Raw genomic sequence first — 23,992 nt, 5'->3', positions numbered from 1 at the left:
TGGGTGCCGCGGCGGGGTCGCCACACGTCGGCAGGTACGGCAACGCCTCCGGCACGGCCACCGTCTCCTACGCCGTACCGCTACCAGCCGGACGAGCACGGTGTCGGGATCGGCATCGCGGAGGTGTGGACCGACCCGAGGCGCGAGGCGATCGCCATCACCCTGCCGGTCACCGAACCGGCCGAGAACACGGTCGTCGCCAAGTGGGAATCCAGCCGGGGGTGAGGACCTGCGGTTCGCGGTCCGGCCCGGCGACAAGGTGACGCTGCTCGGCCACGAGCGGCCGCTGACCTGGACGGTCGGCAAGGGAGTCCTGGTGATCGACGGACCCGAGACAGCCCGGAAGACGGGACAGCACGTGTGGGTGTTCAAGGTGGAGTGGCATGGGTGAACTGAGAAAGAGACTCCTGCGGCTGCTCGGCAGCGCGGCGGCGCTGACCTTGCTGGTGGCGCCGGTGCAGGCGGTCGCGCAGGAGCAGCAGGACGCCGTGGTTCCGGTGACGGTGCCCGCGCTGGCCAACTGGACTGCGGAGCAGGGGAGTTACGTCTACGCCAAGGGGGCTCGGCTCGTCGCCGACAGCCCCGCCGAGCGGCGCGTCGCCGACACCCTTGCAGGGGATCTGCGGGCCGCGGGGCACGGGACCGTGCCGGTCGTCGGCGGTCCTGCTCGCAGCGGTGACATCGTGATCGACGTACAGGCGTCCCGCGGCTCCCTGGGCGCCGAGGGCTATCAACTCGACTCCGGCAAGCGGCTGTCGGTGACCGGTGCCACCGAGACCGGCGCCTTCTACGGCACCCGTACCGTCCTGCAACTCCTCGCGCAGGGGGACAGGATTCCCGCTGGGCACACGGTCGACGTGCCGCGCTACAAGGAACGGGGTGTCGGGGTGTGCGCCTGCTACATCCACATCACGCTGCCCTGGCTGGAGAACCTCGTCCGGGAGATGGCGTACAACAAGCTCAACCAGCTGCTCGTCGAGCTCAAGGTGAAGAGCGACGCCCACCCCGAGGCCAACACCTGGGGCTACTACACCAAGGACGAGATACGGCGGCTCGTCGCGCTCGGCGACAAGTACCACGTCGAGATCATCCCGGAGATCAACTCCCCGGGCCACATGGACCCTTGGATCGAGAACCGCCCCGACCTGCAGTTGACCGACTCCGACGGCAACAAGCAGACGGCCCGGCTCGACGTCACCCAGCAGGCCGCGTTCGACTACTACACCAGCCTGATGGACGAGTACGCGCAGGTCTTCACCGCGAAGTCCTGGCACATGGGCGCCGACGAGTACATGCTCGGCTCCGACTACTCCAAGTACCCGCAGATGCTCAAGTACGCCCAGGAGAAGTACGGTTCGAACGCCACCCCGCAGGACGCGTACGTCGACTTCATCAACCGCGTGCAGGCCTACGCGGCAGGCAAGGGCAAGAAGCTGCGCATCTGGAACGACGGGCTGACCGGCGCCAACACCGTGCCGGTGGCGGCCGGCACGACCGTCGAGCACTGGCTGAACGTGGCCATGAAACCCAGCCAACTCATCGCCCAGGGCTACCCGTTGATGAACGCCGCCTACTCGCTCTACCTCATCCGCGGCGGCTTCCACTCCGACACCGGGTCGCTGTACGACCAGAGCTGGGATCCGCGCAGCTTCGACGGCGAGAAGGTCGCCTCCAGCACGGGCATCACAGGCGCCAAGATCAGCCTGTGGCCCGACAACGGCCGCGGCGAGACCGAGAACGAGGTCGCCGTCGAGCTGTGGCCCGCGCTGCGGCACATCGCCCAGGCGACCTGGGGCGATCCGCATCCCGACGCGACCTACGCCGAGTTCACCGCGCGCGGCACGGCCGTCGGGCACGCGCCCGGCTGGCGTGACCTGACCCGACTCCCGGTGGCGCAGGGGACGTACACCTTCCAGGCCGGCAGTGTCTCCTTCGACGCCGCGGTGACCCGCACGGCCGACGGATACGCGGCCCTCAAGACCTCCGAGGGCTGTCTGGAGGTGACCGGCGGCAAGCTCACCCTCAACGTGTCGCTGCAGCCCGGAGTCGAGCTCGACCGGGCGGCCTGCGACAGCTCGAACACCTTGCAGCGCTGGCAGTTGGAGCCGGCCTCGGGCGGCTACCGCCTCGTCAACGCCATCACGCAGATGGCGGTGAACGTCACCGACGACGGCCGGCTCGTCCAGTACCCGCCGGACCAGCGCACCCCCGCCGTGTGGCATCCGACCGCCCACTGACCCGCCACTGACCCGAGGAAGCACAACGCCATGGCACTCTCCAGACGCCTCTTCGTCGCGTCGGCCGCCGCGACGGTCTCCGCCCTCGCCTCGACCGGCATCCCCGCGGCGGCCGCGACCGGTGCCGCACCCAGGCCCGCCGGTGACCGGTCCCTGATTCCCGTCAGCCCCGACGACACCCCCGAGGAACTCGTCCGCAAGGCCTCCCAAGTCCGGCCCACCGCACGGCAGATCGCCTGGCAGGAGCTCGGGCGGACGGCCTTCCTGCACTTCGGGGTGAACACCTTCACCGGCCTCGAATGGGGCACCGGCGACGAGGACCCGAACGTCTTCCAGCCCACCGGCCTCGACACCGACCAGTGGGCCCGCGCCCTGCTCGACGGCGGCTTCAGGCTCGCCATCCTCACCGTCAAGCACCACGACGGATTCGTCCTCTATCCCTCCCGGTACACCGACCACTCGGTGGCGTCGAGCAGTTGGCGCGGTGGCCACGGCGACGTCCTGCGCTCCTTCGCCGACTCCATGCGCGGCCACGGCATCAAGGTCGGCGTGTACATCTCGCCCGCCGACGAGAACCAGTACCTGCACGGCGTGTACGCCAACGGCAGCGCTCGCGCCCCGCACACCATCCCCACCCTGGTGGACGGCGACGACCGCAGCCCGGACCGCTTCCACACCCTGGACGCCACCGACTACGGCGCGCACATGCTGAACACGCTGTACGAGGTGCTCACCGAGTACGGCCCGGTCGACGAGGTGTGGTTCGACGGCGCCCAGGGCCACATCCCGCCGGACAAGGTGGAGCAGTACGACTGGGACAGCTGGTACACACTCGTCCGCTCCCTCGCCCCGGACGCGGCGATCGCCGTCACCGGCCCGGACGTCCGCTGGGTCGGCAACGAGGGCGGCACCGCGCGGGAGGACGAGTGGAGCGTCCTGCCGGTCAAGGAGAACCAGTACGGCCGTACCGACTGGGCGCTGTCGTACGACACCCCCGACGAGGGCAGCCGCACCGCGCTCGTCGCCGCCCAGCCGAAGACCGACTACCTTCAGTGGTGGCCGGCCGAGTGCGATGTGTCGATCCGGGACGGCTGGTTCTACCACGCCGACCAACTGCCCAAGTCCGTCGACCAGTTGACGGAGATCTACTTCGGCTCGGTCGGCCGCAACTCGGTGCTGCTGCTGAACGTGCCGCCGGACACGGACGGCCTGCTGCACGCCACCGACGTGACCCGGCTGCGCGAGTTCCGGGAGCGGATCGAGCGCGAGCTGCCGGTCGACCTCGCCCGCGGCGCCCGCGTCACGGAGTCGGCCGGCATCCGGACCGTCGACCTGGGCGCGGCCCGTGAGGTGGACCGGATCCGGCTCGCCGAGGACATACGGCACGGACAGCAGGTCGAGGGCTTCGTGGTGGAGGCCTTTGTGGACGGCACCTGGAGTCAGGTCGCGACGGCAGGCACGATGGGCGCGAGCCGCATCCTGCTGCTCGACGGTCCGGTACGGTCGCGCCGGTGGCGGCTGCGCGTGACGGCGGCCCGAGCGGCCGTACACATCGCGGAGTTCGCGCTGTTCCGGTCCGGGGGCTGACGGGGGTCCGAAGCGGGGCGGTCACCAGGGCGTCGGCGATCTGGTGGCCGCCCCTTCCGGCTGGTCAGACCGGCTGGGCCTGTTCCTGTCGGCTCCGCGGCTGCGCGGCGGCGGGGCCGCGGGCCAGGTACAGGGCGGCCGCGATGATCCACAGCCCGGCGACCATGAAGGCGAAGAATCCCACCCACGGAATGAAGACGGCCACGCCGACGACGATTCCGGCCCAGCCCAGCCAGGCCGGCAACGGAATTCCGGTGCGGGCGGTGCCCAGTCCGGCGGCGATCAGCATGATGCCGATTCCGGCGACGAAGGGAATGAAGAAGTCCTCGCTCATGGCATTCATCGCGTTGAACGCCTCACCACCGACCTGGCGTTTGTCGGAGGCGTCGACCAGCGCGAGGGACAGGCTGGCGGCGGTCCAGAACCCGACGGCCGACAGAATGCCTCCGGCGAAGGCGACTTGGGGCAGCCAGCCATGGAAGTCCACCTCGGCGAGGCTGTGCCGCAGGCTGCCCGCGAAGAACACCAGGAGCGCGCCGGCCAGGATCAGCAGGTACAGGGCGACGGCGAGCCGGGTGTCGTGCTGGTGGTAATACAGCTTGACCCTGGGGCCGGGATCCCCGATGTCCGGTGTCGAACCGCCCAGTGCGAAGGAGACCACGATCAGAATGACGGCCGCAATGCCGGTGAATGGACCGAGGCGCATGGGAGACCTCCGATCCGGTGAATCCGGATAACTCCCTTCAGGTTTTCACGCAACCCGGGGACCGGCAACTCCACCCGAATGCGGTCACGAATTCCGTTCGCGGTGGCGGCGCACGCGCCAGACGACCAGGGCCACGACGACCAGGACGGCCACGACCAGCGCGAGGGTGCGGCCGACGAGGCCCTCGGCGCGTTCGTAGGCGGCGCCCGCCACATAGCCGAGGACGGCGTTGCCGACACCCCACAGCAGGGCGCCGAGCGCGTTGTAGAGCAGGAAGCGGCGGTACCGCATCTCCGAGACGCCCGCCATCGCCGGGACGAAAGAGCGGACGAAGGCGATGAAACGGCCGAAGAACACGGCCGCCGGACCGCGCCTGCGCACGAGGTCGCGCGCCTTCTCCACTTGTGTGGTCTGCCGGTGGCCACCGGCGAACCGCGGTCCCAGTCGCCGGCCGATCTCGTAGCCGACGCCGTCCCCGGCGATCGCCGCGAGGACGACGGCGGCCGAGAGCCAGACGAGGTCGACGACGCCCTGCCGGGCCAGCACCCCGCCGACGATCACCGCCGTCTCGCCGGGCAGCACGAAGCCGAAGAAGAACGCGTCCTCGGCGAAGACCAGGGCCGCGACCACGACGTACACCACGGGCCCGGACAGCTCGGAGAGCCAGTGGGTGAGGGCGCTCATCCGCGGACCCCCTTCCGGCAGGCCTCCGACGGGTACCCCGCTAGTGCGGAGGCGTGTCCTCGTCCTTGCCCGGGCGGCGCAGCAGGATGTTGATCGCGGTCATGGTCAGGACCGGGCGGCCGTGCTGGTCGAGGACCTCGATCCCAGTGTGGACGACTCCGCGGTCGGGCTTGGAGCGGGAGGGACGCGCCTCGCGGACGGTGGTGCGCAGCGACAGGCTGTCACCGGGCCGCACGGGCCGTACCCAGCGCAGTTCGTCGATACCGGGGGAGGCGAGGCTCGCGCACTTGCTGACGTAGTGGTCGGCGTACATGCGCATCATCACGCCGCAGGTGTGCCAGCCGCTGGCGATCAGGCCGCCGAAGGGGCCCTGCCGTGCGGCCCGCGGATCGGTGTGGATGCTCTGCGGATCGAACTCGCCGGCGAAGCGGAGGATGTCCTCCTCGGTCATCGTGACGCTGCCGTATTCGTAGACCGCGCCCGGCTCGTAGTCCTCGAACCAGCGGTCCTCGACGGGGACGGCGAAGTCCGACTCGCTCAGCGTGGTGGTCACTGTTCCCATTGGCGGCACGATAGCCGCCGGGCGCCTTGCCGACGGCTCAGGTCTCGGAGAGGACCTGTTCCAGGAAGGGCACGGAGTCCGCGGCCGACAGGGCCACCAGGCTCAGGCGGTCCATGACCGCGAGGTAGTGGTCGACCTCCTCCGGCTTGTCCAGGTAGAGGGCGCTGGAGAGCTGCTCCAGGTAGACGATGTCCGGCAGGTCGGGCACCGGGAAGCGCAGCACGGTGATCGGACCGCCGGCCGCGGCGTGCCCGCCGACGTGGAAGGGCAGCACCTGGAGCGTGACGTTCGGCAGAGTTGCCGCCTCGACGAGGCGCTTGAGCTGCTCGCGCATCACCTCGGCGCCGCCGAGCGGGCGGCGCAGGGCGGCCTCGTCCACCACGACCCACAGCTTCGGCGAGTCGGGCCGGGAGAGCAGCGCCTGCCGGGTCATCCGCAGCTCGACCCGGCGCCGGACCGCCTCCGGCGTGGTCACGCCGTGGCCGAGCCGGATGACGGCCTCGGCGTAGGCGGCGGTCTGCAACAGGCCCGGGACGAACTGGACTTCGTAGGTACGGATGAGGGAGGCGGCCTCCTCCAGGCCCAGATGCTGCTCGAACCAGCTCGGGAAGGCATCGCCGTACGCCCGCCACCAGCCGGGCGCGTTGGCCCGCCGCACCGAGTCCAGCAACTCCTGCCGTACGTCCGGGTCCTGGACGCCGTACAGCGTCAACAGGTCGGCCACGTCACGGACCTTGAAGCCGACCCGGCCCAGCTCCATGCGGCACAGCTTGGCGTCCGAGGCGCGTATCGAGGAGGCGGCGGCCTCGCGGCTGATGTCGAGGGACTCGCGCAGCCGGCGCAGCCTCGTGCCCAGCATGATGCGCTGCACCGTCGGGCCGCCGTGCCCGAGGCCGACGAACTCGGAGGCAGGGGAAACGTGTTCGCGTCGAGCTGCCGTCATGGTCATCCCCTCGGACCGCCGCCGCACCGGCTCCCGCTGAACGATGTCGGGACTCGACAGGAGAGTAGCACCGGGGAGTCGTGCCACCGCGGGGTGTGAAAATGCCGGAGGGTGTCGGCCACTGGCCGGCGCCCTCCGGCGGTCCGCGGGTGTGCCTGACCTCAGCAGCCGGGGAGTAGGCCGTCGAAGTCGCCGTCCTTCACGCCGCGGACGAAGGCGGAGATCTCGGCGCCGGTGTAGACGAGCGCCGGACCTTCGGGGTGACGGGAGTTGCGCACGGCGACGCTGCCGTCCGGGAGTGCGGCCAGCTCGACGCAGTTGCCCTCGGGGTTGCTGTGGTGGCTCTTGCGCCAGTCCGCTCCGGACAGCTCAGTCGCCGGCATGCCGTTGCGCACGTGCTGCATCTGAGGCCTCTTCGGGATCAACTCGCATGACAGACACTTCAGTTGCTGTGCGACTGACATTACCAAGATCGTCTGCAATTGCAGCGGCAATTGCGTTTTTCAGTCCTTGCGGCCGATCCCGCAGATCGCGTCCACGTCGGAGGGGGAGCGGCCGACGTCGACCGGCTCGGGGTGCCACTGCGAGGTGGGGACGATGCCCGGCTCGACGAGTTCGAGTCCGTCGAAGTAGGCCCCGATCCGCTCGGGGGAGCGCAGGTGGTACGAGCTGGCGGAGTTGGCGTTGTACACCGCGATGGCCTGGTTGAGCGCCTCGTTGGTGTCGGTGCCGTCGGCCAGCGCGAGGTAGCTGCCCGGGGGCAGGCCTTCGAGGTAGCGCGCGATCAGGGCCCAGGGGTCGTCGGAGTCCGGGATCTGGCCCAGGATGCCCAACATGGTCAGCGCCACGGGCTTGCTGAAGTCCAGTGTCCGCGCGGCCGCTTCGAGAATCCGCTCCGGGTCGCGCACGTCTGCGTCGAGGTAGTCGCAGGCGCCTTCCGGAGTGCTGGTGAGCAGCGCCTGGGCGTGCACCAGCACCAGCGGGTCGTTGTCGACGTACACGATCCGGCTGTCGGGCGCGACCCGCTGGGCCACCTCGTGGGTGTTGTCGACGGTGGGCAGGCCGGTGCCGATGTCGAGGAACTGGCGTATCCCCGCGTCGGCGGCCAGATAGCGCACGGCCCGGACGAGGAAGCGCCGTTGGAGCCGGGCGAGCAGGGCGATGTCCGGGAACATCTGGAGGATCATCTCGCCGGCCTGGCGGTCGGCGGCGTAGTTGTCCTTGCCGCCGAGCAGGAAGTTCCACACGCGCGCGGAGTGGGGCTGGTCCAGCTGCAGCCGGTCGGCCAGCGGGTCTTCGGAAGTCATGGGGAAAGCGTCACATGAAGTGCTGTGCGGTGTCCGGCCGTTCGGCTCGCAGACGTACGGCGTCCTGGCCCGGCGGCAGCCCGAAGTGGCGGCGGTACTCCCGGCTGAACTGGGAGGCGCTGTCGTACCCGACCGCGAATCCGATGGCCGAGACGTCCTCGGTGCTGCTCATCAGCAGCAGCCGGGCCTCCTGCAGCCGGATCTGCTTCTGGTACTGGATCGGCGTCATCGTGGTCAGCGCCCGGAAGTGCCGGTGGAACGGGGACAGGCTCATCCCGGACATCCGGGCGAGGTCCTCGACGCGCAGCGCCTCGGCGTAGTGGTCGCGGATCCAGCGCAGGGCGTGGCCGATCTGGGTGAGCCGGCTGTCGGCCAGCCCGATCTGCCGTACGAGGCCGCCCTGTTGACCGTTGATCAGCCGCCACAGGATCTCCCGCTCGATCATCGGCGCGAGCACCGGCACGTCGGCGGGCGCTTCGAGCAGCCGGATCAGGCGGACGAACGCGTCGATCAGTTCGCCGGGCGCGTCGCTCACCGTCAGTCCGGACACCGTGCCCCTGCCGTCGCGACCCGGACCCGTCTCCAGCAGGAGCGAGGCGACCGCGGCGGGCCGCAGCGCGATCCCCGCCCCGAGCATCGGCCGCTCCCGACTCGCCTGTGTGACATGCCCGGTGACCGGCAGCCCCAACGGCACGACCAGATACTGGCCGGCCCCGTAGTCGTACACCCGGTCCCCGAGGACGAGCCGCTTCGAGCCCTGCGCGACCAGCGCCACCACGGGATCGGCGATCCCGGCCTGTGGCGGTGTGGGGCGGTCCTGGGCGGAGAGCATCAGCCAGTCGACGGCGGTGGGCCGCCGTGCGTGCCGGGCGATCAGGACGCGCAGTTCATCCAGGGACACCCTCCGATTGAAGACCGCGGAACGATTTCCCGCAATCGCCGTCCGCGCGAAATCGACAGGATCGTGCAAGAGGCCGGTGGAATCGCACTAACGGCTCCGCTGGTCAGACTGCTTTCCTCGAAGAGTGACCTTTCCGGCGCAACTCCGAAGGAGCATTTCATGGCACTCGACTCTTACGTCGGCCTCGGCCGGTCCGGGCTCAAGGTCAGCCCGTTCTGTCTCGGCGCGATGAACTTCGGCGAGGACGGCGGCTTCGGCTGCTCCGTCGAGGAGTCCGAGAAGATCCTCCAGGCCTACCTCGACCGCGGGGGCAACTTCGTCGACACCGCGAACTTCTACACCAACGGCCACTCCGAGGCGATCCTCGGCGACTTCCTCGCCGCCCGCCCCGGACTGCGCGACCGGCTGGTCCTGGCCACCAAGTTCTACGGCAACCTCCACCTCGGCGACCCCAACGGCGGCGGCGCGAGCCGCAAGGCGATCATCGGGCAGCTGGAGGAGTCCCTGCGGCGGCTGCGGACCGACTACGTCGACCTGTACTGGCTGCACAACTACGACTGGTCGACGCCGATCGAGGAGACCCTGCGCACGCTGGACGACCTGGTGACCGCGGGAAAGATCCGTTACGTCGGCTTCTCCGACACACCCGCCTGGTTCACCGCCAAGGCCCACACCACCGCCCTGCTGCGCGGCTGGACCCCGGTGACCGCGCTCCAGATGGAGTACTCCCTGCTGGAACGCACCATAGAGGGGGAGCTGGTCCCGCTCGCGCAGGACGCGGGCATGGGCGTACTGCCGTGGAGTCCGCTGAAGAGCGGCTATCTGTCGGGCAAGTACCGCCGCGACCAGGCCGGTCCCGCGGACGCCAGGCGGTCGGCCGTGCTCGGACTGCCCACCGACGCCCAGTTCACCGTGATCGAGGCGCTCGCGGCCGTCGCCGAGGAGGCCGGTGCGAGCCCGGCGGCCGTGGCGCTGGCCTGGGTGCAGAGCCGTCCCGGGGTCAGCTCCACGATCATCGGCCCGCGCACCCTGGACCATCTGGAGGCCAACCTCGCGGGCCTCGACGTACGGCTCACGCCCGAGCAGACGGCGCGGCTGGACGAGGTGTCGGCGCCGACGCTGAACTTCCCGTACGACCTCAACCGCACGGTGGGGCCGATGCTGAAGTACGCGGGGGCGACGGTGGACGGGGAGCCGAGCACGGTGTATCCGCCGCTGGTGGAGAGTGCGACGCGGTACTGAGCGGGGGGCCGCGGCCGCCCGCTCAGGTGTGCCGCGCCGGGCCCGTGCTGTCCCGGACGATCACCCGTGGCACCGGCACCCGCACGGTCCGCGCCGGGCCGCCGTCCAGGAGCGCGGTCAGCTCCCTGGCCGCCGTACGGCCGAACTCCACGCTGTCCCGGGACAGGGCCGACAGCCACGGCTTGACCATGCGGCACAGGGCCGAGTCCTCCCAGGCCAGCACCGAGACGTCGGCCGGGACCGCGAAGCCCAGCTCGGTCGCGGTGGCGACTCCGGCCACGGCCATCACGTCGTTGTCGTAGATCAGCGCGGTCGGCGGATTGGGGCGCTCCAGCATCCGGCGGGTGACGGCGGCGGCCTCCGCGTCCGAGTAGTTGGTGGTCACCGACTCCACCTCGGCGAGGCCGCGCCGTCCGGCCTCGGTGCGCAGGGTGCGGATACGGCGCTCGGTGTGGGCCAGCCCCGGCAGGCCGGCGATGTGCACGATCCGGCGGTGGCCGAGCGCGTACAACTCGCCGACCACCGAGGCCATCGCGCCCGCGTCGTCCGCCCACACCGTCGACAGCCCGGGGTGGCGTTCGTCGGGCGCGCCGCCGATCACCACGGCGGGCAGGCCGAGTTCGTCGAGGAGGTCGGGGCGCGGGTCGGCGGTGCGCGGGTCGACGACCAGGACGCCGTCGACCCGGTGCTCGGCCCACCAGCGCCGGTAGACCGCGCACTCGTCGTCGACGTCCTCCACCACCTGGAAGAGCAGGCCGAGATGGCGCTCGGCCAGCACCTCCTGGATGCCGGAGACGAGTTGGAGGAAGAAGGAGTCCACGCCGAGGGTGTCGGCGGGCCGGGCCAGTACGAAACCGACGGTCGCCGCGCCCTCGCCCGACAGCTGGCGCGCCGCCGCGCTGGGTCGCCAGCCCAGCTGCTCGGCGACCCGGCGCACCCGGTCACGGGTGTCCTCGGAGACGCCCGGACGGCCGTTGAGCGCGAAGGAGACCGCGCTCTGGGAGACCCCGGCGTGCCGCGCGATGTCCTTCATCGTCGGCCGACGCGCGGGCGACCGCTTCCCTGACACGGTGATTCCCCATTCGTCCAGTGGATTCCAGGTCTGATTGCGGGCGGATTCTGGGTCGGGCTCCGGGAGCGTACGCACTAATGCGGTTCAGCTGCAAGAACCTAATACGCATTAGCAACTAATGAAATTAGCTCGGCCGGCTCCATTGACGGGCCGCCGAAACGGCGTGCAGGGTCTCGGTCGTTGGCCAACCCCACTGCACCAACTCCGTTGCACAAGGAGGCCGTTCCGTCGTGCCCGTATCCCGCAGAACCCTCGCCGCCGCCGCCGCCGTCGTCTGTCTCGTCCTGCCGCTGAGCGCCTGCGGCTCCGGGAGCGACGCCGGCGGCTCGACCGACGCCTCCGGCAAGGTCGAGGGCGACATCACCTTCCAGACCTGGAACCTGCGCGCCAACTTCAAGGACTACTTCGAGGGCGTCATCGCCGAGTTCGAGAAGAAATACCCCGAGACCCACGTGAAGTGGATCGACCAGCCCGCCGAGGGCTACGCCGACAAGATCAGCGCCGACGCCGCCGGCGGCACCCTCCCGGACGTCGTCAACGTCTCCCCGGACCTGGTCGCCCCGCTCGCCAAGGCGGGCCTCGCGCTCGACCTCGACAAGGCGGCCGCCAAGTACCAGAAGGAGTACCTGGCCGGCGCCTGGGCCAGCCACCGGATACCGGGGATGACCGGCACGTACGCCTTCCCCTGGTACCTCAACACCGGGCCGCTCTTCTACAACAAGTCCCTGTTCAAGGAGGCCGGTCTCGACCCCGACCAGCCGCCGAAGACGTACGACGACCTGTTCGCCGACGCCCTCCAGATGGCGAAGAAGAGCGACGGCAAGGTCGCCACCCTCGCCAACGTGCCCACCGTCGAGGACTTCGGCCGCTACGGCGTCGAGCTGATGAACAAGGAGGGCACGGCCTTCGCCTTCAACGACGCGAAGGGCGTCGAACTCCTCACCAAGTACAAGGAGTTGTACGACGCCAAGGCCCTCGACCCGCAGGCGCTCACCGCAACCCCCGAGTCCTCCGGCAAGAAGTTCCTCACCGAGGCCGTCGCCATGAACCCCGGCAGCGCCCTCGACCTGGACAACTTCAAGAAGCAGGCGCCGAACCTGTACAAGAACATCGGCATCACCGACCAGATCACCAGCACCGGCCACGTCAACATGTACGTGATGGGCGTGATGGTCAACTCCAAGACCAAGCACACGGCTGCCTCGGTCGCCTTCGCGCACTTCGTCACCGACGCCGAGCACCAGATGTCCTTCGCGAAGAAGGTCGCCATCTTCCCGAGCACCGCAGGCTCGCTGGACGACCCGTACTTCACCGAGGAGGACGGGACCGACGTCACGCGGGTGCGGATCGCCGCCGCCAAGTCCCTGAACAACGCGGTCAATTACACACCCGTGCTGTTCAGCGAGCAGATGAAGACCGCCCTGCGCAACGAGGTGGCGAAGGCCCTGCAGGGCAAGGAGAGCCCCAAGGCCGCTCTCGACAACGCTGTCAAGCAGTGCAACACGCTGCTGCAGCAGCAGGGTTAGGTACGGAGATGGTCTCGTCCACCGTCACCGAGGCGCGGCGCGTTGCCGGAGGCGTCGAGCGTGTGCGCCGCGTCCGGCGCCAACTGCCCACCAGTCCCTGGCTGTTCGCCGCCCCCGGGCTGCTGATCACCGGCGCGTTCATCCTGTACCCGTTCGTCTCCACGCTGGTGAACGCCTTCACCGACCGGCGGACCCTGATCCCGGGCGAGTTCGTCGGGTTCGCCAACTTCCGCGAGCTGCTGCACGACGACATGTTCTGGATCGGCCTGCGCAACAGCACCCTGTACGTCCTCGGGGTCGTGCCGGCGCTGGTGATCCTGCCGCTGCTGCTCGCGCTGCTCGTGCAGAAGAACATCCCCGGCATCACCTTCTTCCGGTCCGCCTTCTACACCCCGGTCGTCGCCTCGATCGTCGTGGTCGGGCTGATCTGGGTATGGCTGCTGGACGAACGCGGCCTGATCAACTCCCTGTTGGAGACGGTCGGCATCGGCCGGGTCGGCTTCCTCAGCGACCAGTGGCTGCTCCTGCTGAGCGCCATGGCCGTGACGGTCTGGAAGGGCCTCGGCTACTACATGATCATTTATCTGGCGGCGCTGGCGAACGTGCCGCGCGAGCTGCACGAGGCCGCGGCCGTGGACGGGGCGGGAGCGGTGCGCCGGTTCGTGACCGTCACGGTGCCCGCCGTGCGCTCGACCATGGCTCTGGTGGGCGCGCTGTCGTCGGTGGCGGCCTTCAAGGTGTTCTCCGAGGTGTACCTGATGGCCGGCCCCAGCGGCGGACCGGCGGGCGAGGACACCACGCTCGTGATGCTCGTCCAGCGCACCGGCACGGGACTGACCGGGCGGGTCGGCTATGCCTCCGCGATCTCCGTGGTCGTCTTCGTCGTCACCGTCGCGCTGATGCTGCTCGTACTGCGGACCGACCGGAGGGGCGAGTCATGAGGGTGGTGCGGACGCGCGAACTGGTGCTGCGCTACGTCCTGTTGCTCGCCGTACTCGCCCTGACCGTGGGTCCGTTCCTGTGGCAGCTGTCGACCTCGCTCAAAGGCCCGACGGAGGACATCTTCAGCTCGCCGCCCAAGTTCCTGCCCAGCCATCCCACCCTGCACAACTACGAACGCGTCGCCGGCACCATCCCGGTCTGGGACTACGCCTTCAACTCCCTGAAGGTCGCCACCGCCAACGTCGTCACCAACTGCGTCGGTTCGGCCCTCGCCGGATACGCCCTGGCCCGGCTGCGCTACCGGGGCCGCCGGGTGGCCACGCTGGTCTTCATCCTGGCGATGCTCGTGCCCGTGGAGGGCATCATCATCGCCCAGTTCACGACCATGCGGGAGCTCGGCCTCAACAACACCCTCATCGGCGTCGTCCTGCCGGGCTGCATCGGCGCCATGAACGTGCTGCTGATGCGCAACGCCTTCCTCAACCTGCCGTACGAGATCGAGGAGGCGGCCTACGTCGACGGCGCCAACGCCTGGCAGCGGTTCCTGCGCATCGCGCTGCCCTCGGTGCGGGGGACCGTGGCCGTCGTCGCGATCTTCGCCTTCATGGGCGCCTGGGACGACTTCCTGTGGCCGCTGATCGTGCTCAGCGACCCGTCCAAGTTCACCCTGACCATCGGCCTCAACTATCTGCACGGCACCTTCGCCAACGACGAACGCCTCGTCGCCGCGGGCACGGTCATCGCCGTGGCACCGCTGATCGCTCTCTTCGCCTGTCTGCAGCGGTACTTCTTCCGCGGCGTGGGCGAGGGCGCGGTCAAGGGCTGACCGACGTCTACGAGTTCAAGGACACCGCATGCCTCCTGCCGTGCGCTTCGGCGTCAACTACACCCCCAGCGAAGGGTGGTTCCACCACTGGCTCGACTTCGACCTCGACTCGGTACGGGCCGACCTCGACTCCATCGCCGCGCTCGGCCTCGACCACGTCCGGGTCTTCCCGCTGTGGCCGTACTTCCAGCCCAACCGGACGCTGATCCGGCCGCGCGCGGTCGAGCAGCTCGTGGCGCTGGTCGACGCGGCCGCCGAGCGCGGGCTCGACGTCAACGTCGACGGTCTGCAAGGGCACTTGAGCAGTTTCGACTTCCTGCCGGCGTGGACCCGGACCTGGCACCGGCGCAACCTCTTCACCGACCCGGAGGTGATCGAGGGGCAGGCGACCTACCTGCGCACCCTCGCCGCCGCCCTCGCCGACCGGCCGAACTTCCTCGGCATGACCCTCGGCAACGAGGTCAACCAGTTCTCGGCGGGCCCGCACCCCGACCCCGACCGGGCCTCCGAGGCGCAGGTCGACGCGTGGCTGGAGCGCATGCTGGCCGCCTGCGCCGAGGGCGCCCCCGGCCGACTGCACCTGCACGCCGAGTACGACGCGACCTGGTACCAGGACGACATGCCGTTCACCCCGGCCCAGGCCGCCCGGCACGGCGCCGTGACCGCCGTACACTCCTGGGTCTTCAACGGCACCGCCCAGCGCCACGGCCGTACCTCCGTCCCGACCGAACACCACGCCGCCTACCTCGTCGAACTGAGCAAGGCCTGGTCCGACGACCCGCACCGGCCCGTGTGGCTCCAGGAGGTCGGCGCACCCGCCCCGCTGATCCCGCCCGAGCACGCCGCCGCCTTCACCGCGGCGACCGTCGCGAACGCCCTGGACTGCCCCGACCTGTGGGGCGTGACCTGGTGGTGCTCGCACGACGTGTCGCGGGACCTCGCCGACTTCCCCGAACTCGAGTACGGGCTCGGCCTGTTGACCAACGACCGGCGCCCGAAGGACACCGCTCGGGTGCTGGCGGAGGCGGCGGGACGGACGCACGCACCGGCCGCGCCTCGCACTACCGCACTCGTCGTGCCGGACGATCCGGCGGTGCGCTCCCGCTGCGCCCCCGGCGGGCCGGTCTTCGACGCCTACTTCCGGCTCGTCGCCGACGGCACCCGGCCCACGACCGTCCTGGACACCCGCGCCGACGACAAGGACCACCTCGCCGCGCGCGGCATCACCGAAGTCGTCACTCCCGAACAGGTACTCCCCACCCCATAAGGAGGCACCAGCTCGTGAACCCCACCAGACGCACCGTCCTGCTCGCCGGCGCGGCAGCCGCGTTCCTGCCGCCGCTGCCCGCCTTCGCGGCGGTCCCGAAGGCCGACGCGGCCGCCACCACGCCGTACGCCTCGTACTGGTACCCGGACTCGCTGCCGTCGGGGACGCCGGGCTCCGGTATCACCTGGCGCAGTCTGAAGACCTGGACGGCCGCCGGTGACGCGGACCTCGCCTTCAACGCCGCGTCCGTGCCGCTCGCGCCCCGCTTCACCCCGGCGCCGGTGAACACCACCGCCCGGTCCGGGCAGGCCCGTATCCAGTCGCTGGTCTCCTTCGGGCCGACGTCCAGCAATCCCTCGCAGGGCTCGGCGACCGCCGACTACTACGCCTTCACGCACTGGGCGTACGTGGACGAGCTGGTGTTCTGGGGCGGGTCGGCGGGGGAGGGGCTGATCCTCGCGCCGAACGCGCCGATCGTCGACGCCGCCCACCGGCACGGGGTGCCGGTCCTCGGGAACATCTTCCTGCCGCCGACCGCGTACGGCGGTCAGCTGCAGTGGACGCGGGACCTGGTACAGAAGGACTCCGCCGGGCACTACCCGCTCGCCGGTCAGCTGGTGGCGGTCGCCGCCGCGTACGGCTTCGACGGGTGGTTCGTCAACGCCGAGACCGGGGGCGGGAACGCCACGCTCGGCGCCGACATGCTCGGCTTCGTCAAGGAGCTGAAGTCGCTGGCCGGTGCGCGCGGGCAGCGGGTGACCTGGTACGACGCGATGACCGTGAACGGCAGCGTCAGCTGGCAGGGGGCGCTCAACAGCCAGAACCAGGCGTTCTTCCAGGCGGCCGACGACATGTTCGTCGACTTCCGGTGGAGCACGAGCTCGCTCGCCTCGTCCGGGACGAAGGCCGATCAACTGGGGCGCAGCCGCTACGAGTTGTGGGCGGGCGTCGATGTCGAGTCCAACGGGTCCAACACGAGTGTCAGCTGGGACGCCATCGTGCCGAGCGGCAAGGCGCATGTCGCCTCGATCGGCTTCTATCGGCCCGAGTGGACGCGGAATCATCTGCCTGCCTCGCGGACGCCGGGGGACTTCCACGCCGCCGACCAGCGGTTCTGGACGGGGCGGTCGCTGGATCCCTCGCAGCCGGATACGAGTGACCCGTGGCGGGCGCCTGCGGTGTCCGTGGCGGACCGGTCGGCGGTGGACTCGCTGCCGTTCGGGAGCGTGTTCAACACCGGGCACGGGCTGCGGTGGTACGAGGACGGGGTGGTCACCTCGGACGCGGCCTGGAACCACCTCGGGCTGCAGGACCGGCTGCCGTCACGACAGTGGGTGGTGCGGACGGAGGGGGAGCGGCCGGCGGTTTCCTTCGACTTCGCGGACGCGTGGCGGGGTGGCAGCAGCGTGCTGGTGGACGGTGAACTGGATCAACCGACGGTCGTGGATTTGTACGCGACACAGCTGCCGATCGGTGTGAACTCGGTTGTCGAGCTGACGCATCGGACGGACGCGGGGAGTGTGAACGTCGAGCTGGCCGTGGCGACCGCGGAGCCGAGCGCGCCGGGGGCGACACCGTCGTACACCTATCTGCCTGTGAACTCTGTGAACTCGGTCAACCAGTGGGAGACGATGACTGTGCCGCTCACGGGGGTGGCCGGGAGTCTGCGGAGGGTGGGGGTTCGGCTTACGGGGGTGGACGGGCCGGTGCGGTGGCGGCTCGGGAAGCTGGTGGTATGTGACATAGCACTGTCCTCCGAGCCTCCCGCGCTGTCTCCCGCGCCTCCCACCGACCTCCGTATCACCGCGGCCACCGCCGGCGACCTCCGCTTCGCCTGGAGCGCCGCCCCGGGCCCCGTCCGCCACTACGAACTCCACCGGCTCCTTCCCGACGGCACCCGGCGCTTCGTCGGCGGCACCTGCCAGCAGGCGTACTTCCTCGCCGGCCTCCAGCCCGAGCAGGGCGAGCAGGCCGCACAGTTCGAGCTGCGGTCCGTGGGGGAGCTGTACGACACGTCGGATCCCGTCACCGTGACCCACACCTGGTAACCGTCCGCCACCAGCCTTGGAGCACCCCGCATGCATGACGACCGCAGCCTGGTCGAAGCCCGTCTCAAGCGCGTTCTCGACGAGCGCATCCGCCCCGCCGTGTATCCGGAGTCCGTGCCGCTGGAGGTCGCGGTGTGGCACGCGTCCAGCGAGCCGGTGCCCGTGGAGGAGGGGCTGGCGGCCGAGTGCGAGCCGATCGCGGTCGGCGCCCGGTGGGGTGCTCCGTGGGGGACCAGTTGGTTCCGGGTGACCGGGACGGTCCCCGAGGCGTGGGCCGGGAGGACCGTCGAGGCGGTCCTCGACCTCGGCTTCGACGAGAACATGCCGGGCTTCCAGTGCGAGGGCCTGGTCCACCGGCCCGACGGCACCCCGGTGAAGGGCCTCAACCCGCGCAACCAGTGGGTGCGGATCGGCGCGCCGGTCGAGGGCGGCGAGGAGGTGCGCCTGCACGTCGAGGCCGCCTCCAACCCGGTCATCCTCGACTACCACCCTTTCCTGCCCACCCAGTTGGGCGACAGGGAGACCGCCGGCAGCGAACCGCAGTACACGCTCACCCGCATGGATCTCGCCGTCTTCGACGAGTCGGTGTGGCAGCTGGTGATCGACCTGGAGGTGCTCGGCGAGCTGATGGCCGAGCTGCCGGTGGAGTCGGCGCGGCGGTGGGAGATCCTGCGGGCGGTGGAGAAGGCGCTCGACGCCATCGACCTTCAGGACGTCAACGGCACGGCGTCCGCGGCCCGTTCGCGGCTCGCGGGTGTCCTGTCCGCGCCCGCCGTCCCCTCGGCGCACCGCATCAGCGCCGTCGGTCACGCGCACATCGACTCGGCGTGGCTGTGGCCGCTGCGCGAGACGGTCCGCAAGGTGGCGCGTACGACCTCCAACATGACGGCGCTCCTTGAGGACGAGCCCGAGTTCGTGTTCGCCATGTCCCAGGCCCAGCAGTGGGCGTGGGTGAAGGAGCACCGGCCCGAGGTGTGGGCGCGGGTGAAGAAGGCGGTCGCGGACGGGCGGTTCGTGCCGGCCGGCGGGATGTGGGTGGAGTCGGACACCAACATGCCGGGCTCGGAGGCGATGGCCCGTCAGTTCGTGCACGGCAAGCGGTTCTTCCTCGACGAGTTCGGCATCGAGAACGACGAGGCCTGGCTCCCGGACACCTTCGGCTTCGCCGCGGGACTCCCGCAGATCATCCGGGCGGCGGGCTCCAAGTGGCTGCTGACGCAGAAGATCTCCTGGTCGCAGACGAACAAGTTCCCGCACCACACCTTCCGTTGGGAGGGCATCGACGGCACCCGGATCTTCACGCACTTCCCGCCCGTCGACACCTACAACTGCTCCATGAAGGGCAGCGAAATCGCCCACGCGGCAAGCAACTTCAAGGACAAGGGGGTCGCCCGGCACTCCCTCGCCCCCACCGGCTGGGGCGACGGGGGCGGCGGCACGACCCGCGAGATGGTCGCCAAGGCGGCCAGGCTGCGGGATCTGGAGGGCTCGGCCACCGTCGTCTGGGAGACGCCGGGGGAGTTCTTCGCGAACGCCGAGGCCGAGTACCCCGAACCGCCCGTCTGGGTCGGCGAGCTCTACCTCGAACTCCACCGCGCCACCCTCACCAGCCAGGCGAAGACCAAGCAGGGCAACCGCCGCAGCGAACACCTGCTGCGCGAGGCCGAACTGTGGGCGGCGACGGCCGCCGTACGCACCGGATTCCCTTACCCCTACGAGGAGTTGGACCGCATCTGGAAGACGGTCCTGCTGCACCAGTTCCACGACATCCTGCCGGGCTCGTCCATCGCGTGGGTCCACCGCGAGGCACGGGCGACCTACGAGCGCCTCGCCGCCGAGCTGAACGCGATCATCGACGCGGCCCAACGCGCCCTCGCGGGCGAGGGATCGACACCCCTCGTCTTCAACTCGGCCCCGCACACGCGGAGCGGGGTGGCGGCGGGCGGTGCGGGCACCTCGGTCGTCGAGGGGGAGACGGTACTCGTGCCCCGCGCGGGCGGTGGGTTCGTGCTGCACAACAGCCTGCTCAGGGTGGAGATCGACGAACACGGCCTCGTCGTATCGGCCTACGACATCGCGGCCGACCGCGAGACCATCGCGCCGGGGCGGGCCGCGGGCCTCCTCCAACTCCACCCGGACTTCCCGAACATGTGGGACGCCTGGGACGTCGACGAGTTCTACCGCAACACCGTCACCGACCTGACGGACGCCGACGAGGTGACCGCCGGCGCGGACGGGTCGTCGGTGCGGATCGTCCGTACCTTCGGCGCGTCGCGTGTCACGCAGGTGCTGTCGCTGCCGCCGGAGGAGCGGCGGCTGGTGCTGGACACGGAGGTGGACTGGCACGAGACGGAGAAGTTCCTCAAGCTCGCCTTCCCGCTCGACGTGCACGCCGAACGGTACGCGTCCGAGACCCAGTTCGGGCACTTCCACCGGCCCACCCACACCAACACCTCCTGGGAGGCGGCCAAGTTCGAGGCCTGCAACCACCGCTTCGTCCATGTCGAGGAACCCGGCTGGGGCGTGGCGGTCGTCAACGACTCGACGTACGGCCACGACGTGACCCGCACGGTCCGCACGGTCGGCGACCGCGGTACGACCACCACGGTCCGGGTGTCCCTGCTGCGCGCCCCGCGTTTCCCGGACCCCGAGACCGACCAGGGCGTCCACCGCTTCCGGCACGCCCTGGTCCCGGGAGCGGGGATCGGCGACGCGGTGCGGGAGGGATGGCGCATCAACCTTCCGGAACGACGGCTCACCGGCGGCGACGAGGTCGCTCCACTGGTGACGATCGATCAGGAAGCCGTTGTCATAACGGCGTTGAAACTCGCTGACGACGGCAGCGGCGACGTGGTGGTCCGCTTCCACGAGGCACACGGCGGACGGACCAAGGCGGTGCTGACGGCCGGCTTCGAGGTGGCCGAGGTGACGGTCACCGACCTCCTCGAACGCCCGTGGACCGAGTCGGCCGCGCCGGAGCGCGACGGCAACCGCATCGTCGTACGACTGCGTCCTTTCGAGCTGGTGACGCTGCGGCTGCGGCGGGCCTAGTCACCTTCCGGCGTCACCGTGTGTCCGGCACGCCGACGAGCGCGGCGAGGCGGAGTTTCGTCTCGTCCGCGCTGCCGGGCGCGGCGCTCATGATCACGATCTTGAGTTCGGAGTCGCCGTCGGTCAGGACGTCGCAGTCCACCGTGACCGGGCCCACCGAGGGATGCTCGATCGTCTTGTGGTCCTCGCGGTGGGTGGCCACCGTGCCGCTCGCCCACAGCTCGGCGAACCGCCCGTTGCCCGCGGCCAGTTGGCGGATCAGCTCCGCCAGACGCGGGTCGTGCGGGAAGCGGCCGGTGGCCCGGCGCAGGTCGGAGACGACGGCGGCGTCGGTGGTGTCCGGGTCGAGCTCGGTCACCGGCCACTGCGCCAGGCGGGGCGGGTCCGAGTCGAGCGGGAACCTGTCGCGGGCGAAGTTGCGCAGCTGCGGTGGCGATGAGGAGGGGTCGCCGAGCAGGGCGGCCCAGCCGCGGTTCCACCAGACCAGCTGCCAGTCGGCCGCGAACACGGCGACCGCGACGTCCGCGAGCCGGCTGAGGACGCGTTGGACGCCGGGGGTGATGTGGCCGGAGATCGTGCCGTCCGCGGGCGGGGCGAGGTGGGCGAGGCGGTAGAGGTGGTCGCGCTCGGCGGCGGACAGCTGGAGGGCACGGGCCAGGGATGCCACGACCTGCGCCGAGGGTGTCGTCGCCCGCCCCTGTTCCAGCCGTACGACGTAGTCCACCGACACGCCCGCCAGCTCGGCGAGTTCCTCGCGGCGCAGACCGGCCGCGCGGCGGGTCCGGCCGACCGGCAGTGCGGCGGCGGACGGGGGCAGCCGGTCCCGCCAGGTGCGGATCATCGCGCCGAGCTCGGTACCGGGGGTCGTCGTCATGGTGTCCATCGTGCTGCACCGGGGGCGTGGACGGGTGGTACTGCTTTTCCTACCGTCGAGCCGTCCCTGGCCCGGACGTCAGGGGGCGATCGAGCATGGACGGCATGACGATCACCTTCATCACCGGAGCGAACAAGGGTCTCGGCCGCGAGACCGCCCGCCGGCTCGTCCGACTCGGGCACACCGTGCTGGTCGGTGCCCGCGATCCCGAACAGGGGGCGGAGGCGGCGGCCGCGCTGGGCGCGCGGTTCGTGCGCGTCGACGTCACGGACGACGCGTCCGTCGCCGCGGCGGCCGCCGACGTCGCCGAGCACGAGGGCCGCGTCGACGTCCTGATCAACAACGCCGGCGTCCACGGACCGTCCGGCGACCCCGGCGGCCTGACCGGCGCCGACGCCCTCGCCGTCTTCGACGTCAACCTCGCGGGAGTGGTCCGCACGACGACCGCGTTCCTGCCGCTGCTGCGCCGGTCCGCGGACCCGGTCATCGTGAATGTCAGCAGCGGCATGGGCTCTCTGGCGTACACCCACGACCCGTCCCGCCCCGAGTCCCACGTCGTCGCGCCGATCTACACCGCCTCGAAGGCGGCACTCACGATGCTGACCACGCAGTACGCCAAGGGCCTCCCGGACATCCGCGTCAATGCCGCCGACCCCGGCTACACGGCCACCGACCTCAACGGCCACAGCGGCCCGCAGACCGTCACCGAGGGCACGGACGCGATCGTGACGCTGGCGACCGAGAAGCCGGGCTCCGGCTCAGGGCGCTTCGTCGACCGGCACGGGGAGATCGCCTGGTCCTGAACGTCACGGCACGTTACGGGCGTTACGGCCGGGCCCGTCGAGATTCCACGCGACGAGCCGGTGGGCGTGCAGCCGGATCACCTCGTTGGTGAAGCCGGGCAGGAGCGGCCGGTCCAGGTCGAGGAGTTCGGCACGCCCGCGGAGCTCCAGGCCCCGGCCACGCTGCCCGCCGGGGCCGACCGGATGGTTGGCGTTGTCGTCGACGACGAACGAGATGCGCGGGTCGGCCTGGATGTTGCGGTACTTGCGGCTGCCGGCCAGCGCAGGTCCGCCGATGTCGATGGCGTCGCCGTTGAGTCGGAAGGCGACCGGGTTGACCTGCGGAGCGCCGTCGGGGCCGAGGGTCGCCAGGCGGCCGAGCGGTTGGGCGGTGAGGTAGGCGCGCTCGGATTCGGTGAAGGTCATGCCTCCACGGTGGAACCTCAAGGGTGATTGAGGTCAAGCGGGTGGGTTGGCTCGGTCGAGGCGTGGCGCGGTTGGGGCGAGGGCGTGGCGAGACGGGTCGTCTGGGTCCAGGGCGTCGCGAGGCAGGGCGGGTCCGGGCCGTGGGCGATTAGCCCCCCAACTGCGCCCGCAACCACTCCTCGACCTCCCCCACATGCGCGGCCGCCGCCGCCCGTGCCGCCTCCGGGTCGTGGGCCACCAGGGCGCGGTGGATCGCCGCGTGCTCCCGGCGTGTGCGGGCGAACGCGCCCTCCTCCTGGTAGCCCCGCCAGACACGGGCCCGGAACGTCCTCGACGACAGGCCCTCCAGGATCGCCGCCATGGTCTCGTTGCCCGCCGCCGTCGCGATCTCGCGGTGGAAGGCGAGGTCGTGGGCGAGGATCTCCTCGGGGTCGTCGGTCGCGTTCATCGCCGTGAGGTGTTTCTCGACCTCGGCCAGCTGGTCGGGCGTGATGCGGGCCGCCGCCAGGGCCGTCGCCGTCGACTCCAGGATGCGGCGGACCTCCAGCAGCTCCACCAGACGCGGGCCCCGGGAGAGGTCGGCGACCACGCCGAACGTCTCCAGCAGGTCGCCGGCCTCCAGCTGGGTGACGTAGATGCCGGAGCCATGGCGGGCCTCCAGCACGCCCAGCACCGTGAGCGCCCGGATCGCCTCGCGCATCGAACTGCGGGAGATGCCCAGCTGGACCGCGAGGTCGCGCTCGGTGGGCAGCCGCTGGCCCGGCTCCAGCCGGCCCCCCGCGATCATCGCCTTGATCTGCTCGATGGCGCGCTGCGTCACCGTGCCCTTCTGCGGGGCGATCTCGTCCACGCCGTTCCTCCCGTCGACCGGTGCGCCGAAGTCTAACCGTGGAGGTGGTCCGACCAATACCGTCAGGAACGGCGAAAATCTGCTGCCGGAGGGTGTTGCGCACCGGAAGTGGTCTGATAAGTATGCGGGCATCTGCTCGAACACGCTCAATGAGGAGCC

Annotated in this window: 23 protein-coding genes; 12 read left to right on the top strand and 11 right to left on the bottom strand. The window is 70.4% G+C overall.

The features are described 5' to 3' along the window. Positions 1-3: 3 nt before the first annotated feature. Genes ABZ848_RS10495 through ABZ848_RS10480 form a run of 4 tightly spaced genes read left to right on the top strand, consistent with a single transcriptional unit; the run spans position 4 to position 3,824 of the window. Complete coding sequence (locus ABZ848_RS10495; RefSeq protein ID WP_360828468.1) at positions 4-225, top strand: hypothetical protein; 222 nt, start codon at positions 4-6, stop codon at positions 223-225. 34 nt (positions 226-259) lie between these two features. Continuing rightward, a complete protein-coding gene (locus ABZ848_RS10490) occupies positions 260-391 on the top strand; it encodes a hypothetical protein (protein ID WP_360828465.1) in 132 nt (43 codons plus the stop codon). Continuing rightward, positions 384-2,237, top strand: a complete 1,854-nt coding sequence (locus ABZ848_RS10485) for a family 20 glycosylhydrolase (protein ID WP_360828462.1) — start codon at positions 384-386, stop codon at positions 2,235-2,237. Before ABZ848_RS10490 ends, ABZ848_RS10485 begins: the two co-directional genes overlap by 8 nt. Positions 2,238-2,267: 30 nt before the next feature. Further along, positions 2,268-3,824: an alpha-L-fucosidase gene (locus tag ABZ848_RS10480; protein WP_360828459.1), complete on the top strand. Its 1,557-nt coding sequence runs from the start codon at positions 2,268-2,270 to the stop codon at positions 3,822-3,824. Between the two features lie 64 nt (positions 3,825-3,888). Here the strand turns inward: ABZ848_RS10480 and ABZ848_RS10475 are convergent, their stop codons facing one another. The 7 genes from ABZ848_RS10475 to ABZ848_RS10445 all read right to left on the bottom strand — a co-directional run bounded on the left by ABZ848_RS10475 (position 3,889) and on the right by ABZ848_RS10445 (position 8,927). Further along, on the bottom strand, positions 3,889-4,530 hold the full coding sequence (locus ABZ848_RS10475) for a hypothetical protein (RefSeq protein WP_360828456.1): 642 nt from the start codon (positions 4,528-4,530) through the stop codon (positions 3,889-3,891). 84 nt (positions 4,531-4,614) lie between these two features. Continuing rightward, the gene (locus ABZ848_RS10470; protein WP_360828453.1) at positions 4,615-5,214 is read right to left on the bottom strand and encodes a DedA family protein; all 600 of its coding nucleotides are present in this window, start codon (positions 5,212-5,214) and stop codon (positions 4,615-4,617) included. A gap of 40 nt (positions 5,215-5,254) precedes the next feature. Continuing rightward, a complete protein-coding gene (locus ABZ848_RS10465; protein WP_360828450.1) occupies positions 5,255-5,776 on the bottom strand; it encodes a MaoC family dehydratase in 522 nt (173 codons plus the stop codon). A gap of 37 nt (positions 5,777-5,813) precedes the next feature. Further along, a complete protein-coding gene (locus tag ABZ848_RS10460) occupies positions 5,814-6,719 on the bottom strand; it encodes a helix-turn-helix transcriptional regulator (protein ID WP_360828447.1) in 906 nt (301 codons plus the stop codon). 161 nt (positions 6,720-6,880) lie between these two features. Beyond that, positions 6,881-7,123, bottom strand: coding sequence for a DUF397 domain-containing protein (locus ABZ848_RS10455; RefSeq protein ID WP_360828444.1), 243 nt, complete (start codon positions 7,121-7,123; stop codon positions 6,881-6,883). Positions 7,124-7,222: 99 nt separating this feature from the next. Then, positions 7,223-8,026, bottom strand: a complete 804-nt coding sequence (locus tag ABZ848_RS10450) for an SAM-dependent methyltransferase (RefSeq protein WP_360828441.1) — start codon at positions 8,024-8,026, stop codon at positions 7,223-7,225. Between the two features lie 10 nt (positions 8,027-8,036). After that, on the bottom strand, positions 8,037-8,927 hold the full coding sequence (locus tag ABZ848_RS10445) for an AraC family transcriptional regulator (RefSeq protein WP_360828437.1): 891 nt from the start codon (positions 8,925-8,927) through the stop codon (positions 8,037-8,039). A 159-nt stretch (positions 8,928-9,086) separates the two neighbouring features. On the opposite strand from ABZ848_RS10445, the gene ABZ848_RS10440 reads away from it, so the two are divergent. Beyond that, positions 9,087-10,169 carry an aldo/keto reductase gene (locus tag ABZ848_RS10440; protein ID WP_360828434.1) on the top strand — a complete coding sequence of 361 codons (1,083 nt, stop codon included), beginning with the start codon at positions 9,087-9,089 and terminating at the stop codon, positions 10,167-10,169. A 22-nt stretch (positions 10,170-10,191) separates the two neighbouring features. On the opposite strand, the gene ABZ848_RS10435 is transcribed toward ABZ848_RS10440, so the two are convergent. Next, positions 10,192-11,202, bottom strand: a complete 1,011-nt coding sequence (locus ABZ848_RS10435; RefSeq protein ID WP_360828640.1) for a LacI family DNA-binding transcriptional regulator — start codon at positions 11,200-11,202, stop codon at positions 10,192-10,194. Between the two features lie 269 nt (positions 11,203-11,471). Here ABZ848_RS10435 and ABZ848_RS10430 point away from each other — a divergent pair, with 269 nt between their 5' ends. From ABZ848_RS10430 to ABZ848_RS10405, 6 genes are read left to right on the top strand one after another with little or no spacing between them, the layout of a single operon-like run. Beyond that, a complete protein-coding gene (locus ABZ848_RS10430) occupies positions 11,472-12,767 on the top strand; it encodes a sugar ABC transporter substrate-binding protein (protein WP_360828431.1) in 1,296 nt (431 codons plus the stop codon). Between the two features lie 8 nt (positions 12,768-12,775). Then, on the top strand, positions 12,776-13,708 hold the full coding sequence (locus ABZ848_RS10425) for a sugar ABC transporter permease (protein WP_360828428.1): 933 nt from the start codon (positions 12,776-12,778) through the stop codon (positions 13,706-13,708). Then, positions 13,705-14,535 carry a carbohydrate ABC transporter permease gene (locus ABZ848_RS10420; protein WP_360828425.1) on the top strand — a complete coding sequence of 277 codons (831 nt, stop codon included), beginning with the start codon at positions 13,705-13,707 and terminating at the stop codon, positions 14,533-14,535. Before ABZ848_RS10425 ends, ABZ848_RS10420 begins: the two co-directional genes overlap by 4 nt. Positions 14,536-14,563: 28 nt before the next feature. Further along, complete coding sequence (locus ABZ848_RS10415; RefSeq protein WP_360828422.1) at positions 14,564-15,802, top strand: glycosyl hydrolase; 1,239 nt, start codon at positions 14,564-14,566, stop codon at positions 15,800-15,802. A gap of 14 nt (positions 15,803-15,816) precedes the next feature. Beyond that, positions 15,817-17,850, top strand: a complete 2,034-nt coding sequence (locus ABZ848_RS10410; protein ID WP_360828419.1) for an endo-beta-N-acetylglucosaminidase — start codon at positions 15,817-15,819, stop codon at positions 17,848-17,850. 30 nt (positions 17,851-17,880) lie between these two features. Continuing rightward, positions 17,881-20,901, top strand: coding sequence for a glycoside hydrolase family 38 C-terminal domain-containing protein (locus ABZ848_RS10405; protein WP_360828416.1), 3,021 nt, complete (start codon positions 17,881-17,883; stop codon positions 20,899-20,901). A 13-nt stretch (positions 20,902-20,914) separates the two neighbouring features. Here the strand turns inward: ABZ848_RS10405 and ABZ848_RS10400 are convergent, their stop codons facing one another. Continuing rightward, entirely contained in the window at positions 20,915-21,784 is an 870-nt protein-coding gene (locus tag ABZ848_RS10400; protein WP_360828413.1) for a helix-turn-helix transcriptional regulator, read from the bottom strand. Positions 21,785-21,879: 95 nt separating this feature from the next. Between ABZ848_RS10400 and ABZ848_RS10395 the strand changes: the two genes are divergently transcribed. Continuing rightward, positions 21,880-22,578 (top strand): SDR family NAD(P)-dependent oxidoreductase, encoded by a 699-nt coding sequence (locus ABZ848_RS10395; protein WP_360828410.1) that lies wholly within the window; start codon positions 21,880-21,882, stop codon positions 22,576-22,578. 3 nt (positions 22,579-22,581) lie between these two features. Here ABZ848_RS10395 and ABZ848_RS10390 read toward each other — a convergent pair whose 3' ends face one another. Both ABZ848_RS10390 and ABZ848_RS10385 read right to left on the bottom strand, forming a co-directional pair. Then, a complete protein-coding gene (locus ABZ848_RS10390; protein ID WP_360828407.1) occupies positions 22,582-22,983 on the bottom strand; it encodes a PPOX class F420-dependent oxidoreductase in 402 nt (133 codons plus the stop codon). A 148-nt stretch (positions 22,984-23,131) separates the two neighbouring features. Further along, on the bottom strand, positions 23,132-23,833 hold the full coding sequence (locus tag ABZ848_RS10385) for a FadR/GntR family transcriptional regulator (RefSeq protein ID WP_360828404.1): 702 nt from the start codon (positions 23,831-23,833) through the stop codon (positions 23,132-23,134). Positions 23,834-23,992 lie beyond the last annotated feature (159 nt).

The sequence above is a fragment of the Streptomyces sp. NPDC047081 genome, from assembly GCF_040643775.1.
Lineage (GTDB): Bacteria > Actinomycetota > Actinomycetes > Streptomycetales > Streptomycetaceae > Streptomyces.
The sequence above is the reverse complement of the archived record's forward strand: the minus strand, read 5'-3'. Positions and strand labels throughout refer to the sequence as shown.

What these genes read in the sequence shown, in the direction of transcription:
- ABZ848_RS10480 (WP_360828459.1), top strand. Translation starts at nt 2,268, where the DNA reads ATGGCACTCTCCAGACGCCTCTTCGTCGCGTCGGCCGCCGCGACGGTC.
- ABZ848_RS10420 (WP_360828425.1), top strand. Translation starts at nt 13,705, where the DNA reads ATGAGGGTGGTGCGGACGCGCGAACTGGTGCTGCGCTACGTCCTGTTG.
- ABZ848_RS10475 (WP_360828456.1), bottom strand. Translation starts at nt 4,530, where the DNA reads ATGCGCCTCGGTCCATTCACCGGCATTGCGGCCGTCATTCTGATCGTG.
- ABZ848_RS10470 (WP_360828453.1), bottom strand. Translation starts at nt 5,214, where the DNA reads ATGAGCGCCCTCACCCACTGGCTCTCCGAGCTGTCCGGGCCCGTGGTG.
- ABZ848_RS10425 (WP_360828428.1), top strand. Translation starts at nt 12,776, where the DNA reads ATGGTCTCGTCCACCGTCACCGAGGCGCGGCGCGTTGCCGGAGGCGTC.
- ABZ848_RS10405 (WP_360828416.1), top strand. Translation starts at nt 17,881, where the DNA reads ATGCATGACGACCGCAGCCTGGTCGAAGCCCGTCTCAAGCGCGTTCTC.
- ABZ848_RS10455 (WP_360828444.1), bottom strand. Translation starts at nt 7,123, where the DNA reads ATGCAGCACGTGCGCAACGGCATGCCGGCGACTGAGCTGTCCGGAGCG.
- ABZ848_RS10415 (WP_360828422.1), top strand. Translation starts at nt 14,564, where the DNA reads ATGCCTCCTGCCGTGCGCTTCGGCGTCAACTACACCCCCAGCGAAGGG.
- ABZ848_RS10400 (WP_360828413.1), bottom strand. Translation starts at nt 21,784, where the DNA reads ATGGACACCATGACGACGACCCCCGGTACCGAGCTCGGCGCGATGATC.
- ABZ848_RS10395 (WP_360828410.1), top strand. Translation starts at nt 21,880, where the DNA reads ATGACGATCACCTTCATCACCGGAGCGAACAAGGGTCTCGGCCGCGAG.
- ABZ848_RS10390 (WP_360828407.1), bottom strand. Translation starts at nt 22,983, where the DNA reads ATGACCTTCACCGAATCCGAGCGCGCCTACCTCACCGCCCAACCGCTC.
- ABZ848_RS10460 (WP_360828447.1), bottom strand. Translation starts at nt 6,719, where the DNA reads ATGACGGCAGCTCGACGCGAACACGTTTCCCCTGCCTCCGAGTTCGTC.
- ABZ848_RS10440 (WP_360828434.1), top strand. Translation starts at nt 9,087, where the DNA reads ATGGCACTCGACTCTTACGTCGGCCTCGGCCGGTCCGGGCTCAAGGTC.
- ABZ848_RS10435 (WP_360828640.1), bottom strand. Translation starts at nt 11,202, where the DNA reads ATGAAGGACATCGCGCGGCACGCCGGGGTCTCCCAGAGCGCGGTCTCC.
- ABZ848_RS10485 (WP_360828462.1), top strand. Translation starts at nt 384, where the DNA reads ATGGGTGAACTGAGAAAGAGACTCCTGCGGCTGCTCGGCAGCGCGGCG.
- ABZ848_RS10465 (WP_360828450.1), bottom strand. Translation starts at nt 5,776, where the DNA reads ATGGGAACAGTGACCACCACGCTGAGCGAGTCGGACTTCGCCGTCCCC.
- ABZ848_RS10450 (WP_360828441.1), bottom strand. Translation starts at nt 8,026, where the DNA reads ATGACTTCCGAAGACCCGCTGGCCGACCGGCTGCAGCTGGACCAGCCC.